19 protein-coding genes are annotated in these 18,254 nt (G+C 55.1%); 4 read left to right on the forward strand and 15 right to left on the reverse strand.

Going from position 1 to position 18,254, the window contains the following annotated elements; genetic code table 11:
- Positions 1-59: 59 nt before the first annotated feature.
- Together KCG46_RS01810 and KCG46_RS01815 are read right to left on the reverse strand one after the other, a co-directional pair.
- Positions 60-728, reverse strand: a complete 669-nt coding sequence (locus KCG46_RS01810; RefSeq protein WP_218403639.1) for a helix-turn-helix domain-containing protein — start codon at positions 726-728, stop codon at positions 60-62.
- 185 nt (positions 729-913) lie between these two features.
- The gene (locus KCG46_RS01815; protein WP_218405244.1) at positions 914-2,185 is read right to left on the reverse strand and encodes an aspartate kinase; all 1,272 of its coding nucleotides are present in this window, start codon (positions 2,183-2,185) and stop codon (positions 914-916) included.
- Between the two features lie 77 nt (positions 2,186-2,262).
- On the opposite strand from KCG46_RS01815, the gene ubiG reads away from it, so the two are divergent.
- A complete protein-coding gene (gene ubiG, locus KCG46_RS01820; protein ID WP_218403640.1) occupies positions 2,263-3,003 on the forward strand; it encodes a bifunctional 2-polyprenyl-6-hydroxyphenol methylase/3-demethylubiquinol 3-O-methyltransferase UbiG in 741 nt (246 codons plus the stop codon).
- Here the strand turns inward: ubiG and KCG46_RS01825 are convergent.
- From KCG46_RS01825 to KCG46_RS01845, 5 genes are all read right to left on the reverse strand, one after another.
- On the reverse strand, positions 3,000-3,431 hold the full coding sequence (locus KCG46_RS01825; protein WP_218403641.1) for a thiol-disulfide oxidoreductase DCC family protein: 432 nt from the start codon (positions 3,429-3,431) through the stop codon (positions 3,000-3,002). The genes ubiG and KCG46_RS01825 overlap by 4 nt on opposite strands.
- Entirely contained in the window at positions 3,428-4,465 is a 1,038-nt protein-coding gene (locus KCG46_RS01830) for a glycerophosphodiester phosphodiesterase family protein (RefSeq protein ID WP_218403642.1), read from the reverse strand. The genes KCG46_RS01825 and KCG46_RS01830 overlap by 4 nt, the downstream gene beginning before the upstream one ends.
- A complete protein-coding gene (locus KCG46_RS01835) occupies positions 4,444-4,791 on the reverse strand; it encodes an ArsC family reductase (protein WP_218403643.1) in 348 nt (115 codons plus the stop codon). Before KCG46_RS01835 ends, KCG46_RS01830 begins: the two co-directional genes overlap by 22 nt.
- Entirely contained in the window at positions 4,788-5,285 is a 498-nt protein-coding gene (gene ruvC / locus KCG46_RS01840) for a crossover junction endodeoxyribonuclease RuvC (protein WP_218403644.1), read from the reverse strand. The genes KCG46_RS01835 and ruvC overlap by 4 nt, the downstream gene beginning before the upstream one ends.
- Before the next feature lie 99 nt (positions 5,286-5,384).
- Entirely contained in the window at positions 5,385-6,131 is a 747-nt protein-coding gene (locus KCG46_RS01845; protein WP_218403645.1) for a YebC/PmpR family DNA-binding transcriptional regulator, read from the reverse strand.
- A 55-nt stretch (positions 6,132-6,186) separates the two neighbouring features.
- Between KCG46_RS01845 and KCG46_RS01850 the strand changes: the two genes are divergently transcribed.
- Positions 6,187-6,996: a CPBP family intramembrane glutamic endopeptidase gene (locus tag KCG46_RS01850; RefSeq protein WP_218403646.1), complete on the forward strand. Its 810-nt coding sequence runs from the start codon at positions 6,187-6,189 to the stop codon at positions 6,994-6,996.
- Here the strand turns inward: KCG46_RS01850 and KCG46_RS01855 are convergent.
- The 3 genes from KCG46_RS01855 to KCG46_RS01865 all read right to left on the reverse strand — a co-directional run bounded on the left by KCG46_RS01855 (position 6,993) and on the right by KCG46_RS01865 (position 8,081).
- On the reverse strand, positions 6,993-7,340 hold the full coding sequence (locus KCG46_RS01855) for a heavy metal-binding domain-containing protein (protein ID WP_218403647.1): 348 nt from the start codon (positions 7,338-7,340) through the stop codon (positions 6,993-6,995). The genes KCG46_RS01850 and KCG46_RS01855 overlap by 4 nt on opposite strands.
- A gap of 74 nt (positions 7,341-7,414) precedes the next feature.
- On the reverse strand, positions 7,415-7,651 hold the full coding sequence (locus KCG46_RS01860) for a DUF2312 domain-containing protein (RefSeq protein WP_142787856.1): 237 nt from the start codon (positions 7,649-7,651) through the stop codon (positions 7,415-7,417).
- A 94-nt stretch (positions 7,652-7,745) separates the two neighbouring features.
- The gene (locus KCG46_RS01865; protein WP_218403648.1) at positions 7,746-8,081 is read right to left on the reverse strand and encodes a DUF1244 domain-containing protein; all 336 of its coding nucleotides are present in this window, start codon (positions 8,079-8,081) and stop codon (positions 7,746-7,748) included.
- A 66-nt stretch (positions 8,082-8,147) separates the two neighbouring features.
- Between KCG46_RS01865 and pyk the strand changes: the two genes are divergently transcribed.
- Complete coding sequence (gene pyk / locus KCG46_RS01870; protein ID WP_218403649.1) at positions 8,148-9,629, forward strand: pyruvate kinase; 1,482 nt, start codon at positions 8,148-8,150, stop codon at positions 9,627-9,629.
- A gap of 22 nt (positions 9,630-9,651) precedes the next feature.
- Here pyk and KCG46_RS01875 read toward each other — a convergent pair whose 3' ends face one another.
- The 3 genes from KCG46_RS01875 to KCG46_RS01885 are packed head-to-tail and all read right to left on the reverse strand — an operon-like array spanning position 9,652 to position 11,841.
- On the reverse strand, positions 9,652-10,032 hold the full coding sequence (locus KCG46_RS01875; protein WP_218403650.1) for a nuclear transport factor 2 family protein: 381 nt from the start codon (positions 10,030-10,032) through the stop codon (positions 9,652-9,654).
- Positions 10,029-11,354, reverse strand: coding sequence for a glutamate--tRNA ligase (gene gltX, locus KCG46_RS01880; RefSeq protein ID WP_218403651.1), 1,326 nt, complete (start codon positions 11,352-11,354; stop codon positions 10,029-10,031). Before gltX ends, KCG46_RS01875 begins: the two co-directional genes overlap by 4 nt.
- Positions 11,355-11,403: 49 nt before the next feature.
- The gene (locus tag KCG46_RS01885; RefSeq protein WP_218403652.1) at positions 11,404-11,841 is read right to left on the reverse strand and encodes a DNA-directed RNA polymerase subunit beta'; all 438 of its coding nucleotides are present in this window, start codon (positions 11,839-11,841) and stop codon (positions 11,404-11,406) included.
- A gap of 159 nt (positions 11,842-12,000) precedes the next feature.
- Here KCG46_RS01885 and KCG46_RS01890 point away from each other — a divergent pair, with 159 nt between their 5' ends.
- Entirely contained in the window at positions 12,001-13,059 is a 1,059-nt protein-coding gene (locus KCG46_RS01890) for a polysaccharide lyase family 7 protein (protein WP_218403653.1), read from the forward strand.
- Positions 13,060-13,066: 7 nt separating this feature from the next.
- Here KCG46_RS01890 and KCG46_RS01895 read toward each other — a convergent pair whose 3' ends face one another.
- Positions 13,067-13,780, reverse strand: coding sequence for a hypothetical protein (locus tag KCG46_RS01895; protein ID WP_218403654.1), 714 nt, complete (start codon positions 13,778-13,780; stop codon positions 13,067-13,069).
- Positions 13,781-13,909: 129 nt separating this feature from the next.
- Complete coding sequence (gene rpoC / locus KCG46_RS01900; protein ID WP_218403655.1) at positions 13,910-18,190, reverse strand: DNA-directed RNA polymerase subunit beta'; 4,281 nt, start codon at positions 18,188-18,190, stop codon at positions 13,910-13,912.
- Positions 18,191-18,254 lie beyond the last annotated feature (64 nt).

An 18,254-nucleotide genomic window follows, 5' to 3' on the forward strand; every position in this document is an offset into this window, starting at 1 on the left:
TTACCATAAAATCGGATTTTTTCGCGTTTCCTAATTGTAAAACTCTGAAAAAGGCTCTCTCAAACCTCGATCATTATGCGAATGCTGCGGGGGTCCGCTCCGTAAGTAGTCGCAATACGTAAGCGAGCATCCTCGATAACGCTTCGCCCTTTATCGCCATCCCGACTGTCGGACAGTTCGTCGATTGATACGTCCAAAGCAGACGCAATTGCTTCGATCCGCTCTGGAAGCGGCCTCGCCTTACCTTTCTCCCATGCCCAAACCGTCGGCTTGCTGACCTCCAGAGAGGCGGCGACATTCGCCAATGTGAGGCCGCGCTCACGCCGCAAACGGTTCAATCGGACGCCGAAAGGCTCGGCCGGGGTCGATGGGAAAGGCAGGCTACCGGCAGGCTCATTATGATCGATCAAACTGTGCAATTGTGCAGCGGCCAAAGCGCCTTCCGGCAGGGCATCGGTAAAAGCACATCCGAAAAGATGCTCACTCTGCCAGACAATTGCTGCGTCGACCGGTCCCACATCAGGCAGCGCAATCGACAACACTTCCCCAGCATTTAATGTCAGATCGGTTTCCAGCAAAAGTCCAACCGCGGACAGGTTGTGGACTATAACATTTGCATCGGTCCCGCCTGGCAGGACCCCGCTCGTCTCAAGCTGCATGGCACGGCGCGCATCGCGCCTCTCGTCAAACACTGCGGCGACCGGATCAAGGTGGGCTTTGAGAACCATTGTATGCGACTCCTGAAATGAGCGCATAAGTTCGCGTTAGCAGTCTTAAACAGATGCTATCAAATATGGTTAACGGCGACCAAATATGGGCCGCAAAGCGACGAGTTGCCCGATGTTAACCGATCAAGCTTGCGCAGTTGGCTAAACGGGCACATTTATCGGCATCCCGAGCGCTATGGACGTATTTAGTCGACAGCATCCAGCCCATACGCAGTATGCAACACGCGCACGGCCAATTCAGTCTCATCTTCATCGATTAAAACGCTGACTTTGATCTCGGACGTAGATATGGCCTGAATGTTGATCCCGCGATCGGATAGCGCGCGGAACATCGTGCTAGCGACACCGGCGTGGCTCTTCATGCCAACGCCAACTACGCTGATTTTCGCGATATGACTGTCGGTGATGATACGGTTGAACCCGATTAGATCGGCTTTGTCTTCCAACATTGCCTGAGCGCGCGCTAGGTCTGCTTGTGGCACCGTAAAGGTCACGTCAGTCTCGCCTTTATCGCGGCCAACGTTCTGAATAATCATGTCGACATTGATGCTGGCATCGGCAAGCGGTTCAAAGATATGTGCCACAGCGCCCGGCTTATCGGGAACCCGGGTCAGGATAATCTTTGCCTCGTTCTTGTCGTGCGCGATGCCTGTTACAAGCTGACGTTCCATCAGGCCCTTCTCCACCAATTCATCCATTTCTTCATCCGAGACGATCATCGTCCCGGGCAATTCGTCCGCCGATACCGCATCATCGCCAACAAAGCTGGAGAGGACTTGAAGTCGTACTCCTTCCTTCATGGCTAGGCCGACAGAGCGGGTTTGCAGCACCTTTGCGCCGACACTGGCAAGCTCCAGCATCTCTTCATAGGTGACCGCCTTTAGCTTGCGCGCTTTCGCAACGATGCGCGGGTCCGTCGTGTAGACACCGTCAACGTCGGTATAGATGTCGCAGCGATCCGCGCCCACGGCTGCTGCAACCGCCACGGCCGACGTATCTGATCCGCCACGGCCAAGCGTTGCGATGCGACCTTCAAGAGAGAGACCCTGAAATCCGGGCACCACCGCGACTTCGCCTGCCTCTATGCTCGCGACCATTTCAGGCGCGTCGATCGTTTCAATCCGGGCTTTCGAGTGCGCGCCGATCGTCTTCATTGGCATTTGCCAGCCGAGCCAACTGCGCGCCTTACACCCAAGCGATTGAAGCGTAAGCGAAAGCAATCCGCTCGTGACCTGCTCTCCGCTGGCGACGACGACATCATATTCCGCTGGGTCATAAATCGCATTTGCCTCGCGGCAGAAATTGATGAGCCGATCCGTCTCACCCGCCATCGCGCTTACAACAACAGCGACTTCGCTCGAAACACCTTCCGAGTTTTCAGCCGCTTGAGCGCGCACGATATTGGCCACCCGGCGGATTCTCTCCGTCCCGGCCATCGACGTTCCGCCGAATTTCATAACAATACGTTGCTTGCTCTTGGCCAAGGCCGAAGCTCCCGCTGGTTAGTGCGCGTTCGCGCTGTTAAGGAGCCTCAATGGGAAACGCAAACGTATCAAATGTTACTATCCGCCCAGAGGAAGCCGAGTTCTTCTCTGGCTTGGCCCGCGATTGGTGGAATCCAAAGGGGAAAATGGCCTCGCTGCATCAGGTCAATCCGGTGCGCATGGAGTTTATTCGCGATGCAATTGATGCGCATTGGGGCGGAGACTCCCGTTCGATCAAACCTTTAGATGGCAAGAGCGCTCTGGATATCGGATGCGGTGCTGGCTTGGTTTGCGAGCCGCTTTCCCGTCTCGGGGCCAATGTGACCGGGGTTGATGCGTCGGCTGAAAATGTATCTGTTGCTGCCACGCATGCCGAAGCGGGCGGCTTGGATGTCCGATACATGGCTGGCGAAGTGGCTGGCCTGGATATCGGCCAGTTCGATCTGGTCACATGCCTTGAGGTGATTGAGCATGTTGCGGACAAGCAAGCATTCCTAGCCGATGTCGCAGCAAGGCTCGCGCCCGGAGGGGTGCTTGTTATGTCGACACCCAATCGCACTGCGGCGAGCCGCGTCTTGCTGGTTGGTGCGGCCGAAGCCGTTGGCTATGTGCCCAAAGGCACGCATCATTGGTCTGATTTTATCACGCCAGAGGAATTTGAAGAGCTGCTTTCCGGAGTCAGGCTGGAGGTGACTCAGCGCCGCGGCATCGCCTACGGCATCGGCAAGGGACTGCATTTGTCAGATAACGAAGCGCTCAATTACATTCTCAGCGCGCGGCGCAAAGACTAAAGAATCCGGCTCGCCTGCTCTGGTGTCGGCACCCAGCAAGTCTCTCGCTTGCCGAATATTCTGTACCGATTGCGTGCGATGAGATGATAAAGCGGATCGCGCACAACACGCGGAACCAATGATCCAATGCGAGCGATGCGCCATGGCCATCCCATACGATCATAGATCCGGATGACTGCATCACTGTCGCGCCAGATCCGGTCAGAATCGAAGACAACAAGGCTCATCGGATCTTTCGGATCCAGCCCGGCACGCCGCATCAATTCGGCGCCTACCTCATCCTGCATAGCAGCAAGACGAAACACCTGCCGTCTATCATATTTAAGGACAAACTGAGCGTTCGCGGAGCAGAGCACACACATTCCATCAAAAACAATTACGGGATCGTCAGGAACCGGAATTTCGTGTTCGCCCTTAATCAGCGTCATTCGCCAGCGAGCTCAATGAACTCCCGAACATTGTCCGTGAAGAAGCCGTCGGCCCCGCTGGCAATCGCCTTGCTCCAAAGCAGCTTGTACTGACCATCAGCTTCTGGACCGCCCGCGCCCTGAAGTGCTGCAGGAAGAAAACCGTTCTCTTTGCGTAGCGTCCATGGATGGACTTTCAGGCCAAGAGCGTGGGCATCTGAAACGAATGACGTTTCTTCCATGGTAACGGGATCAAGCACGTAACCAATCCATGGGCCCACCCCATCAGCATATAAGGCGATCTCGGTAAGACCGGTCGGCGTGATCATTTCTGCATAGCGCATATCTGTTTCGTCCGCCGGACCACCTTCGGGGTGGAGTAATTGGACAAGCTTATAGTCGCTACGCTGGTCGAGCCGCTGCAAAACGCCGACTTCAAAGCTCTGAATATAGATCGGATCTTCAGCGCTGATGCCGAGATTGCGCAGTTCGAGCAGGACCAGATCGACTATGTCGATGCCCGAGTCTTCAAGTAGGAACGTCGGATGCTTCAGCTCTGGATAGAGCCCGATCGTGCGGCCGGTTTCGTCTTCCTTGGCACGAATGAGTTGCACGATTTCTTCGAGCGTCGGCACCTGATACAGACCGTTGTAGCGGGTGTTATCAGGCCGTGATCCGGGCACTCGCTCCTTCGCGCGCAATGTCCGCAATTCGGCTAATGTGAAGTCTTCTGCGAACCAGCCCGCAACGCGTTGGCCATCGATCGTCTTGTCACGGCGCAGATGCTCGAATTCTTCGCGGTCCGCGACATCAGTCGTGCCTGAAAGTTCGTTTTCGTGGCGCGAAACCAGCTTGAGGTCTTTTGTCACCACAAGGTCTGGCTCGATATAGTCTGCGCCTAGCTCAATCGCTAGCTCATAGGCTGTGAGCGTGTGTTCGGGCCGCTCACCGCTTGCACCGCGATGCGCGATCACAAGGGGACCATCATCAGCCACTACGGGCACTGGAAATATGAGAGCGACTGCACATGCGCTCAGGATAAGACTGCGGACCATTCATCTTCCTTGAAACCAACCAGTATGCCATTTGGAGCCTCGATCACTGGACGTTTGATCATTGAAGGGTGCTGAACCAACAAGGCTACTGCTTTGTGACCATCTGAAGCATCGGCTTTTTCTGGGTCGGAAAGCTTACGGTATGTCGTACCTCGCTTGTTGAGCACCGTCTCTACGCCTTTCTCGGCAATCCATGCCTCCAGCTTGGACGCCTCGGCACCTTCTTTTTTATAGTCGTGAAAGACATATTCGAGGTCATTCGCCTCAAGCCATTTGCGCGCCTTCTTAACCGTGTCGCAATTGGGAATGCCGTAAAAATGGATCATCGATAACCTCGTTTTCGAATCGACATTGCACCGCTCAGATGCGCGTCTGCAATTGCCACTGCGAGCGCATCCGCTGCATCAGCACCTACTATCTCTGCGCCCGGCAGCAATATTTTGAGCATTGCCTGCACTTGTGCCTTGTCGGCGGCGCCAGTTCCTACAACCGCTTTCTTCACCAGCCGGGCCGAATGTTCGTTGACCTTCAAACCATTTGCACCGCATCCGGCAAGTACGCTGCCCCGCGCCTGTGCAAGCTTGAGGGTTGATTGCGGGTTCTTGTTGACGAATACCTCCTCACAAGCTGCCCGGTCAGGGGAGTGTGCGATAAGGACAGAGCGCACCGCGTCATGAAGATGATGGAGTCTTTCGACCATCGGTGCCTTTGCGTCGGTTTTGATTTGACCATTCGCAATATGGGCGATGCGCGAACCTTCGGAACGGATTACTCCCCATCCGGTGCAGCTGAGTGATGGATCAAGACCAAGAATAATCACGATCTCTTCCTCATAGGCCGATCCTAAAACCCAATCGCCAGAAGATAGCGGTCAAAAACGCCAGGCCTAAAGCAGCCGCGAACAGCCACTCGCGCCAACTCACGCGTCCAGTTTATCCATCACTTCGTCGCTGATCTCGTAATTGCCCCAAACGGTCTGCACATCATCATCATCATCGAGCACGTCGATAAGCTTGAGCAAGGTGCCCGCGCCTTTCTCGTCCATCTCAACGGTAATGTTGGGCTTCCACGCGAGCTTTACGTTGGACGCTTCGCCGAGAGCCTTTTCAAGATCACTCGCGACCTGATGCAGGTCATCGGATGCGGTCCAGATCGTGTGGCCATCGTCAGAGCTTTCGATATCATCAGCGCCAGCTTCCATGGCTGCTTCCAGCACGGTGTCTTCGTCACCGGCGTCCGCCGAATATTCGATCAGGCCAAGCCGTTCAAAGCCGTGCTGAACGGACCCTTCTGTGCCGAGATTACCGCCATGCTTACTGAAAGCGGTGCGCACAGCAGTAGCGGTGCGATTGCGGTTGTCTGTCAGCGTTTCGACAATGATTGCGCTGCCGCCTGGGCCATAACCCTCATACCGAACCTCTTCGTAGCTTTCGTCATCACCAGCGTTTGCCTTATCAATGGCGCGCTGGATGTTGTCTTTTGGCATAGACTGCGACTTGGCAGTGTTTACGGCCAAACGCAGGCGCGGATTCATATCGGGATCGGGCGTGCCCATTTTCGCCGCCACCGTGATTTCACGCGATAGTTTGGAAAACAGGTTTGAACGCTTTTTGTCCTGCGCGCCCTTGCGGTGCATGATGTTTTTGAATTTGGAATGGCCTGCCATGGGAACTCTTTTTTGTTTGGCTTAAGCGGAATGAAACTGGCATCGCATTAGCCCGATGAGCGATATGACCACAACCCCTGATACACCCGCAGAAATCGATGCCGTTTTCGGCGATGGCATTGCTGCCTCTTTTCCGCAGCCCAGTTCAGCCAGAGAAGAATGGCGTGCCTTCGGAACGTTTCTGAAAAACCCGACCCTTCCCGATCACAAGAAGCGCATGGGCAGCGGTGCGCGCGCCATACTACGGATGCTTGGTCTTGATCTGATTTTCTTGCTGATCTTTATCGCTGCATTGATGACTTTGGTTGCCATCGGCATCAAGCTACCCGAGAATCTGAATAGCTCACTCGAAATGTCCATAGGGACCGTGGTCCTCGTGGTGATCGCGGCACCATTGATCGAAGAACTTATCTTTCGCAGCTGGCTGTCGGGCCGCCCGCGTTACCTAATCGTGCTCCCGATTTTGTTTGTCGCGGGAACAGTCGCGGCGGTCATGGGCGTGTCGAAGACTGGGGAAGAGGCGGAACTTGGCGTTGGATTGTCGCTTCTAGGCGGCGCTCTCTTCGCGGCAATTGCTACGGCTGTGGTCTGGAAACGCCCCACGCCGCAATGGTTCAAAACGATATTCCCCGGCGCATTCTGGCTTAGCAGTATTGCTTTCGCGCTGGTGCACTTCGCCAATTATACCGAGGGGTCAATCCTTGTCTTGCTGCCGTTGGTGTTGCCGCAATTTGTGCTCGGCTCAATCGCGGCATACCTACGCGTTCACTATGGATTGTGGACCGCCGTTGCCCTCCACGCCGTCCATAACGGGATCGCCATTGGCGTCGCGTTTCTGGCGATGGCGAGCGAGGGAAGCGCCTAGACTTTGACTGCAGTACCGCTGGCCGACACCATCAGCATTGAACCATTTGCGCCGATCACCTCGTAGTCGAGATCAATCCCGACCACAGCATTTCCGCCGCGGCTCGCGGCCTCAGCCTGTAGCTCCTCGATGGCCTGATTTCGTGCATCAGCCAAGATGCGTTCATAGCTACCCGAACGACCGCCAACGATATCGCGCACACTTGCGAACAGATCACGGAAAACGTTTGCGCCAACAATAACTTCACCGGTTATGACCCCAAGATATTCTTGGATCGGCATCCCTTCGAGCGTGGGTGTTGTGCTAACGATAATCCCGCGCGCATCTTTCCAAGGTCCGGCCATCAAATCTCTCCCATCTTTAGTGTGTTATTGATATAATACAGACTGAACAGAATTCAACGGTAGGAAACGCAAGGTTAGCCCATGCCAAGCGCGGCCTTGTAAGTTTCAAGGATGATTTCCTGCTCGCTTCGATCATCGGGCTTCATTTTGCGCAGACGCACGATCTGACGCATGATTTTCGCGTCATAACCAACCGCTTTCGCCTCTGCATAGACATCGCGAATGTCGTCGGCGATGCCTTTCTTTTCTTCTTCAAGACGTTCGATGCGCTCGATCAAAAGGCGCAGGCGGTCATCGGTGGCTTCAGCCATTGTATTCAGTCTCCGGTGGATTGAGAATCAGTTGGTGCACCGAATACGCGCAGCGGCGGACGCGCGAAAGGGTGCAATCCACATTGATTTAGAATTAGAGCAAGCCTGCCTTGTTCTTGACTACACTCGCTTCCATCGCTTCGATCTGTTCTGCGGTAGCAGGAGTTTGTTTGGCCGCCTTCCACTCCTCCATCGGCATCCCGTGAATCAGCTCCCGCGACGCAGCTTTGTCGCCTTCGTACCCGGCATCGCGTATCCAATCGGACAGGCAATTGCGGCAGAACCCCGAAAGCCCCATCAAATCGATGTTTTGCGCATCATGGCGATGACGCAAATGCCGGACCAACCTGCGAAAGGCCGCTGCAGCGATCGCATCATCCAATTCTTCCAGTGGATCGGGTGAATTCGTATCCGCTATACCGGTTTGCATGAGACTATTCCTTGAGTTGCAACACTTCCGTGTCATAGCATCAAATCAAAGAGGGACACGGGATCAATGACGAAACGCGATCATACACGGATCGACCCGCGCGGGCGCAAGGTCAAAATTTTGGCAACTATCGGTCCGGCGAGCCGATCACCAGAAATGCTACGCCGATTGTTCAAAGCAGGCGCAGACGCCTTCCGTGTGAACATGAGCCATGGCGATCACGCCGACCATGAGCAAGCGATCACCGCTATCCGGGCGTTGGAGAAGGAATTTCACCGTCCCATCGCAATTCTGGCTGATCTTCAGGGGCCGAAACTGCGTGTCGGTACGTTCAAAGATGGCAAAGCAGTCATCAAGCACTCAGCGCATTTCACTCTCGATCGCGATCCCACACCTGGAGACGAGAACCGAGTTTGTCTGCCGCATCCCGAGCTGTTCGGGATTATGGAGCGCGGGCAACGGTTGCTCATCAATGACGGAAAAATCCGCTTGAAAGTGAAAGAAGCGGACGAAAACCGCATCTTCTGCACCGCGGAAGTCGGCGGCGTCATATCGGATCGCAAGGGCGTGAATGTGCCCGATGCCGAAGTCCCGATTCCTGCACTCACTGAAAAGGACCGAAAGGACCTAGCCTTTGCAGTCGAGCAAGGTGCGGACTGGATCGCGCTCAGCTTTGTCCAGCGTCCCGATGATATGGCCGAAGCGCGTAAGCTCGTTACTGCACACGGCGGGAAATCGGTTGCTCTGTGCGCCAAGATCGAAAAGCCAATGGCGGTCAATCGCCTGAACGAAATCATCGAAATGTCGGACGGCATAATGGTCGCGCGCGGCGATCTTGGCGTCGAACTGGAGCCGCACGAGGTTCCGCCGCTTCAGAAGAAGATTGTCAACTCGTCACGCCGTGCAGGCAAACCGGTAATCGTCGCAACACAAATGCTTGAGTCGATGATTGAAAGCCCGATACCGACCCGTGCAGAAGTCTCTGATGTTGCAAATGCAGTCTATGACGGTGCCGATGCTGTTATGCTGTCGGCCGAAAGTGCGGCGGGCGATTGGCCGCAAGAATCCGTGGCAATGATGCACAGTATTGCACGGCAGGTTGAAGGTGATGAAGATTATCTGAAACGCGTTCGCTTCCTCGAAACACCGCCGGATTCGACCACGTCAGATGCTCTTGCGCACAGCTGTATGACTATTGCCGACACGGTTTCGATCAGCGCGATTACTGTCTTCACCGATTCCGGTTCAACCGCTCGCCGCGTCGCGCGTGAGCGTCCCGATACGCCGGTCTTGGTTCTAACGCCATCTATGCGGACGGCGCGGCGCGTGGCTTTGCTCTGGGGCACCCATGCCGTTGCGACCAAGGATATCGGCAGCTTTGAAGAGATGATTGCGAAAGGCAAACGTATGGCTTTGCGGCACGGATTTGGCGAAGCCGGGTCGAAACAGATTGTTTTGGCTGGCGTGCCGTTTGGCACTCCGGGTTCGACCAACCTGCTCCATGTGGTGACACTTTCAGGTAACGAGCTGGATCAGCACAGCGAGTGACGTTGGACCGATGCGCAACCGACTAGCCGCGGCCGAGCGCTTTACCCAAAGCTGCGGCAGCGGCAGTGTCGAAATATTCACGTAATGCGGTGATCTTGCCGCCGCTTACGTCAGCGACAATACAGATGAGCAGATCAAGGTCACCATGCTTGCCAAAGCTGGCGCGAACGCGGTGCTCTTCAACGAAGCCAGATGCAGTTTCCGCACAAACAATGTTTTCATAACGAAAATCTGGCGCGGCTTCCTTCACCGCAACGGCGAAGTGAAGGATAGTTTCGAGAGGCATCTTTGGGCCGCCATTTTGGCAACCTGTCATGTCGGAAGAGCAAACTGCCCTTGCGGCATCGGCATCGCCCGCTTGGAAAGCGTCAAAAAGCTGGCGGGCAAGTATGGTGTTGCTCATTTCGCAGCGCGCTCCAATCGAGCCTTTGCTTCAGCTTCACCGATAAGCGGCAACAATTCGCCCATATCCGGTCCATGGTTCATGCCAGTGAGCGCTTGGCGCAGCGGCAAGAACAATGTTTTCCCTTTGCGGCCAGTGCTCTCTTTGAGCGCAGAGGTGAGAGCCGACCAAGGATCATCGCTCCATCTCAATGTCCGTGCGGCCTCGGCAAGGTATGCTTTGTCGTCGTCGGCAAACTCGGGCTGCTCAATCGGTCCAGTAACCAGCCGCCACCATTCGGCAACCTCGCCGACGGTCGCGATGTTGGGCTGTACAGCATGCCAACCGGCCTGATCGATATCTTCCGGCAACCTCTCTTTGACGGCCTCATATGGCATTGCATGGACAATGGCGGTGTTGATCCGGTCGAGATCGGCATCGTCAAATCTTGCAGGCGCACGTCCGAATGTCGAAAGGTCGAATGTGTCGAGCAGAATGGCCCGATCAGTAATTGGTTCTACGGGGAGCGAAGTACCGAGCCGGGAAAGCAGCGCCAGAATGGCTTCAGGCTCAATCCCTTTCTCCCGGAACACATCACAGCCAAGTGAGCCAAGGCGCTTCGACAGCTTGCCCTCTTTGCCGACAAGCAACGCTTCGTGCGCGAAGCTTGGGACAGCGGCGTCCATTGCGGTAAACATCTGAATCTGAACTGCCGTGTTCGAAACATGATCTTCGCCGCGCAGCACCTGCGTCACTCCCATATCCACATCATCGACCGTGCTGGGCAGCATATAAAGCCAAGAACCGTCAGCGCGTCTAATTACCGGATCAGATAGCAGCTTGGGGTCAAACTTGGCCGTTCCGCGAACGCCGTCTTCCCAAACAATCGCTTCGTCATGATCAAGCTTAAACCGCCAGTGAGGTTCAATGCCCGCAGCTTGCTTTGCTTCCCGCTCTTCCTCGGTCAAATCCAGCGCGCCGCGATCATAGATTGGCGGCAGACCGCGCCCGAGAAGCACTTTCCTTTTCAGCTCCAATTCCTGCTGCGTCTCGTATGCGGGGTATATCCGGCCCGCATCCTTCAACTGATTGAAGGCAACTTCGTAGCGATCCAATCGCTCAGACTGTCGCTCCTCGCGATCCGCTGCGATGCCAAGCCACGCAAGGTCAGTGCGGATTGCCTCAACATATTCTTCTTTGCTGCGAGCAGCATCGGTATCGTCGATGCGTAGTATGAATTCTCCGCCCGCTTTTTCAGCAAGCATCCAATTGTGAAGTGCGGTGCGGATATTGCCGACATGCAGGCGGCCCGTGGGTGATGGTGCGAAGCGGGTAATGGTCATGCCGAATGCGGTAGCCAGACGAGCGCGGTGCGGCAAGGTATTCAATTGGTCATAGCGCGCGCGCTTCTGCTGCGATCAGCGCCAGTGTCTTGTCCCAAAGACGGTGCATTCGATCAGGGCGGATTAGGCCTGCGATAGCGTTCTCGAAACCGGTGCGATCACATTGAGATGCACTGTCTAGCAAAGCACCTATTGCCGTTTCATCGTAAGATAGGAAATGGCAACAGAAACGCGAGACATGGATCGGGTCTGGCCAGATATTTGACACTGCTTGCGCGAGTGCCAGCGCCTTGGCCGCCACTTCAACACTGCCGAGCCGTACGACGAGTTCCGGCAACGGATCCTCCTTGGCCCGCTCGTGCAAGGCAATCAGCCTGAGCGAGTACACAAAGCGCGCCGCTATAGGCGAAAGCGCATTTGTCTGTTTCGGGCGCTGTAATTCCTTTATCCACGCGGCGGCAGAAGCCGAGTGTGCGCTTTCTCGCATTGTACATCTCCGTTATCAGACATGCTGATCTATAGCCTTACTGCGAATACGTCGCAATAGCATTACTACACTTTTTGTGCTTTGTGAGTTGGGCATTGGTGGTTCAGGAAAAATGTCCTACCAATATGTAAGACAAATTTCCGGAGATGATGCAGACCAATGGCTTTCGACGAAACTTTTTCACGCGCCTTCACCATCGCCTCAGTGGCGTTTCTGGCGGCCTCTGTTCCGGCAGCAGCAGGTGACGACGCTCAATTGCCATCGAGTCAATTCGACTTGAGCCATTGGAAAATTACCCTTCCGATGGACGCAAATAAGGATGGCAAGGTTGACGAGAAATCCGTCTCCGAGATCAAAAAGTACCATCACCCGGACTATTTCTACTTGAATAACGAAGGCGGACTTGTCTTTGCGGCGCCAAACAAAGCGACAACTACGGCGAACTCAAGCAATACACGCAGTGAATTGCGCCAGATGATCCGCGGAAAGAATACGCGGATCGACACCCATGATCCGCGCAACAATTTTGCGGTCGAAGCGCGCAAAGGGGCGGACAAATTTGGTTCCATAGGCGGCAAACTCAATGCGACGCTGACCGTCGATCATGTCGCTCTGAATGCAGGCGAACCCAGCGCGAAAGCGGCATATTCCGTTGTCGTCGGGCAAATTCATGCGGTCAAACTAAAGAGCACTGCAAGCGGATTTGGATACGGAAACGAGCCGATCAAGATTTACTTCAAGAAGCTGCCCGGTCACGAAGCTGGCGTTGTATTCTGGAATTATGAGCGGAATTTGGCGAAAGACGACCCGGACCGAAATGACCTTTCGGTGCCAGTATTCGGCGGGAACTGGGAAACGAAGGAAGACCCTGGCGAAAACGGCATCAAGCTAGGCGAAGAATTCAGCTATGAGATAAACGTCCATCGCAACACGATGTATCTGACCTTTCACAACGAACGCTTGGGAACTGTCACTCAATCCCGCAGCTTGGTCCGCGGTGCAGACGCTAAGGACAACCCATACGCATACGGTGGGGATTCGCTCTACTTCAAAGCGGGCGTCTACAACCAGTGCAGCACGAAAAGTGGCGGCGGCAACTGGTACGCAGCGTGTGCTGGCACGGGCGACTGGGCGGTGGACAAAGCCAACGGAGATTACGCGCAAGCGACGTTTTCACGCATTGAATTAAGCGATTCAACGCCGCCTGACAGCGAATAGCCAGAAGCTATTTTGGCTGGATCGTAAAGTCATGCTCGATGTAGAGAAAGACTTCGGTCTCGCTTGACTGCTGCCAATACAGATCGCCCTCTAGGCCGCTTATTTCGACCCCGTATCCGCTGCCAAACATCGCGGCATAGCGGGTCGATTCCTTAGCGATGTGGCGCACGACATCAGCGCGATATTGTTCGGGATCATCGATCGCCAAACCCGTCGTGCCGACATCAATGAAGGAGCGTCCTGTTGCAGGAATTCCTTTGACGAATTCTGCGATATCCTTGGCCGTTGCGCGAACACTCGCAGCCTCTCCCTGCAATGGGATGCGGGCGTAGATTTGCACCCTGCTCGTGTCTGGGCGGTTTCCGCCTCTAACCGGCAGTTCTCGCATGTTGGCGCGGGTCACTGGTTTTAGAGTGTAGCTGCCTGCGACGAGCGTAATGCCTTCGTTTGCGGCGCGGTCGATTGTCGCAGATAGCATCGCGAAAAGCTCTTCGGCACGGGCATCTCGGTCGCGCGAATCCGAGCTGACATAAAGTGGGGTGACAAAGTAATCCGCCTTGCGCGTGACGCCTATCGCGGACGGGCCATTATTTGCTGTGAAATAGGCATTCCCAACCGAGCGATCTTGCCGTGATCCGGTGACAACAATCGTATCTTGCGCGGCGGCAGGTAGCGGCATTGCAACCGCCATAATCGCGGCGGTTAAAATCAGTCTCTTCATCTGTCCCTCCCCTTTTGAGTGATCCTGATCCTAAGACTGCAATTCCGACTGCACAATGAACGGCAAAGAAAAGCCCCGCCGGCGCGCTATGCTCCGGCGGGGCCTATCGGTTTAGCTTTTCAGCTTTGCCTATTCAGCGGCAGGGGCGTCTCCGCCTCCCATAGCAGCCTTCATCGCTTCTTCGCTTGAAACCGGATCAGCCGCGGGCTCTGGCTCAACAGCTTTTTCAGCGGCAAGCTTGTCCTGCTGTTTCTTCCACGCGGCTTTAAGCGCAGCATCACGGCTCGATGCGGTAACCCGCATACGATTCATGCCCGCGCCTGTACCAGCCGGTATCAGACGGCCCACGATCACGTTCTCTTTTAGACCGATCAGTGTGTCCTTCTTCCCTTCAACCGAAGCCTGCGTCAGCACGCGAGTGGTTTCTTGGAACGAAGCAGCTGAAATGAAGCTGCGAGTTTGCAGCGACGCCTTGGTAATGCCGAGCAGGATCGGTGTGCCTTCGGCGCGTTCCTTTCCTTTACCCAGCTTCGCGTTGACTTCGTCCATCTCTTCGCGGTCAACCTGCTCACCAGGGAGCAATACCGTGTCACCGCCTTTGGTGATCTCAACTTTCTGCAGCATCTGGCGAACAATCACCTCGATGTGCTTGTCGTTGATCTTCACGCCCTGCAGTCGGTAGACTTCCTGAATTTCATTGACGAGATATTCGGCCAGAGCTTCGACGCCCATAACTTCAAGGATGTCGTGCGGGTTAGGCGAGCCTGAAACAAGGGTATCACCCTTCTTCACGAAGTCGCCTTCCTGCACATCAATCACTTTGGTCTTCGCGATCAGATACTCGACTGCATCACCTTCCTCGGGAACAATCGCAATCTTACGCTTGGCTTTGTATTCGCGCACAAACTCGATCTTGCCAGAAGTCTTAGCAATAACCGACATATCCTTCGGCAGACGCGCCTCGAACAGTTCGGCGACACGCGGAAGACCACCGGTGATGTCGCGGGTCTTAGCAGCTTCACGCGATGCACGCGCAAGGATGTCACCCGCTTCAACTGTCTGGCCATCTTCAACCGAAAGCGTTGTACCTGGCGCGAGCATATAGCGCTGCGCTTCGGTCTCATCAGCATCGGTCTGACCCTCGCCGAGAAGAGTCATGCGCGGACGCAATTCCTCTTTCTTCTTCCGGCCGGTCGCCCGGTTTTCGGTCACGACACGCTGGGCGATACCCGTTGCATCATCAGTCTGCTCTTCGAGCGTGGTACCCTCAACGAGGTCCTGATACTTCACAACACCCGATTGCTCGGTGATGATTGGCAGGGTGAACGGATCCCATTCAGCCAGACGGTCGCCTTCTTTGACCTTCTCGCCATCCTTGAACATGAGCACGGTACCGTAAGGCACTTTGTGCATTTCCCGCTCACGGCCTTCGGCATCGATAACCGCAATTTCACCGCTACGTGCGAGCGATAGAATGCGGCCCTTCTTATCGGTGATAGTCGGCATGCCGCGCAATTCGACTTTACCGGTCGAGATCGATTCAAGGTGCGATGTTTCGTTGAGCTGCGCTGCGCCGCCGATGTGGAATGTCCGCATCGTAAGCTGGGTGCCCGGTTCACCGATTGACTGAGCAGCGATGACGCCGACAGCTTCACCGATGTTGACCGGAGTACCGCGCGCCAAGTCACGTCCATAGCAAGTACCACAAACGCCTTGATCAGCTTCACAAACCAGCGGCGAACGGATCTTGGCAGACTGTGTTTCAGCCGCTTCGATTTCTTTCACCATTGGCTCATCAATCAAAGTGCCCGCCTTCACGATCACTTCATCGGTCGCTGCGTTCACAATGTCCTCAGCCACGGTGCGGCCTAGAATCCGCTCACCAAGCGATGCAATTACCGAACCACCTTGAACGATAGCGCGCATTTCTAGCGCGTTTTCAGTCTTACAATCGTTTTCGACGATCGTGCAGTCTTGCGACACGTCGACCAGACGGCGGGTCAGGTAACCCGAGTTCGCCGTTTTTAGCGCGGTATCGGCAAGACCTTTACGCGCACCGTGGGTCGAGTTGAAGTATTCAAGGACGGACAGTCCTTCCTTAAAGTTCGAAATAATCGGCGTTTCGATAATCTCGCCCGAAGGCTTGGCCATCAGACCGCGCATACCCGCAAGCTGCTTCATCTGCGCTGGCGAGCCACGCGCACCGGAGTGGCTCATCATGTAGATCGAGTTGATCTGCGCTTCTTTGCCATCCTTGCCGATTGGCGTCGCCTTAATCTCGGCCATCATCGCATCAGCAACCAGGTCACCACACTTGGACCAAGCGTCGATGACTTTGTTGTACTTTTCCTGCTGGGTGATGAGACCGTCCTGATATTGCTGCTCGTAACCGGCAACCAGATCTTTCGTGTCCTGTACCATCTTCACCTTTGAGTCCGGGATGATCATGTCATCCTTACCAAAGGAGATACCGGCCTTAAACGCGTGACGGAAACCGAGAACCATGATGGCATCGGCAAACAGCACAGTGTCTTTCTGACCGGTGTGACGATAAACTTCGTCAATCACGTCGCCGATGTCTTTCTTCGTCAGAAGACGGTTGATGATGTCGAACGGAACCTTGTGGTTCGTCGGCAAACACTCACCGATCAGCATACGGCCCGGAGTGGTTTCAAAGCGCTTCATCACCACTTTACCCTTTTCATCAGCCTGCGGAACACGGGCGAGAATCTTGGTGTGGAGCGTAACAGCTTTGGTTTCGAGAGCCTGATGCACTTCGGCCATGTCGGCAAAACGCGGCAGCCTTTCGACCTTGGTGCCATCTTCATTCTCAAGGAATTCAGGAGTTTTTTCCTGACGTTCCATCGAGAGATAATAGAGACCGAGGACCATATCCTGCGAAGGCACGATGATTGGCTTACCATTGGCGGGCGACAGGATATTGTTGGTCGACATCATCAGGACGCGCGCTTCCAGCTGCGCCTCGAGCGACAGCGGGACGTGAACGGCCATTTGGTCGCCATCAAAGTCAGCGTTAAACGCCGAGCAGACCAGCGGGTGAAGCTGAATTGCCTTACCTTCGATCAGAACGGGCTCAAACGCCTGAATGCCAAGACGGTGAAGCGTCGGCGCACGGTTCAGTAGAACCGGGTGCTCGCGGATAACCTCGTCAAGGATGTCCCAGACCTCCTTGCGTTCTTTCTCAACCCACTTTTTCGCTTGCTTAAGGGTCATGGAAAGACCCTTCGCATCGAGACGGGCGTAGATGAACGGCTTGAACAGCTCGAGAGCCATCTTCTTTGGAAGACCGCACTGGTGCAGTTTCAATTCCGGGCCGGTCACGATGACCGAACGACCAGAATAGTCGACACGTTTACCGAGCAAGTTCTGACGGAAACGACCCTGCTTACCCTTGAGCATGTCGCTCAAAGACTTCAGCGGACGCTTGTTCGCACCGGTGATGACACGGCCGCGGCGACCGTTATCAAACAGCGCATCCACAGCTTCCTGCAGCATACGCTTCTCGTTGCGGACGATGATGTCCGGCGCGCGCAGTTCAATCAGACGCTTCAAACGATTGTTACGGTTGATCACGCGGCGATAGAGATCGTTGAGATCGGACGTCGCGAAACGGCCACCATCCAGCGGCACCAGCGGGCGCAGCTCTGGCGGGATCACAGGGATCACTTCGAGGATCATCCACTCCGGGCGGTTGCCCGAGTCAATGAAGCTCTCGACAACCTTGAGACGCTTGATGATCTTCTTCGGCTTGAGCGTCGATTTGGTAACCGCCAGCTCTTCCATCAGATCGTCGCGCTCTTGCTCCAGATCGAGGTCCATCAGCATAACTTTGACTGCTTCTGCACCGATGTCGGCGGAGAACGCATCTTCGCCATACTCGTCCTGCGCTTCGAGCAGTTCGTCTTCGGTCAGCAGCTGGAACTTCTCAAGCGGGGTCAGGCCCGGCTCGATCACAACGTAGCTTTCGAAGTAGAGAATGCGCTCAAGCTGCTTAAGCTGGATGTCGAGCAGAAGGCCGATGCGCGATGGCAGCGATTTTAGATACCAGATGTGCGCAACCGGCGCGGCCAGTTCGATGTGGCCCATGCGCTCACGGCGCACCTTGGTAACGGTAACTTCAACGCCGCATTTTTCGCAAACGACGCCCTTGTACTTCATCCGCTTGTACTTGCCGCACAGGCATTCGTAGTCCTTCACAGGGCCGAAGATGCGCGCACAGAACAAGCCGTCACGCTCAGGCTTGAACGTACGATAGTTGATGGTTTCCGGCTTTTTAATCTCGCCGAATGACCACGAACGGATGCGCTCTGGCGAGGCGATGCCGATCTGGATTTGGTCGAATGTTTCCGGCTTAGCGAGCTGGTTGGTGAATTTGGTCAGTTCATTCATGACTTGGTTCCCTCAGGGGGTGAAATCTCTTGGGTAGCGAAGGTAGGAGGGGCTTTTGAGCCCG

Origin of the sequence: Erythrobacter crassostreae, assembly GCF_019204045.1 — a bacterium.
In the GTDB taxonomy this organism is placed as follows: Bacteria; Pseudomonadota; Alphaproteobacteria; order Sphingomonadales; family Sphingomonadaceae; genus Erythrobacter; species Erythrobacter crassostreae.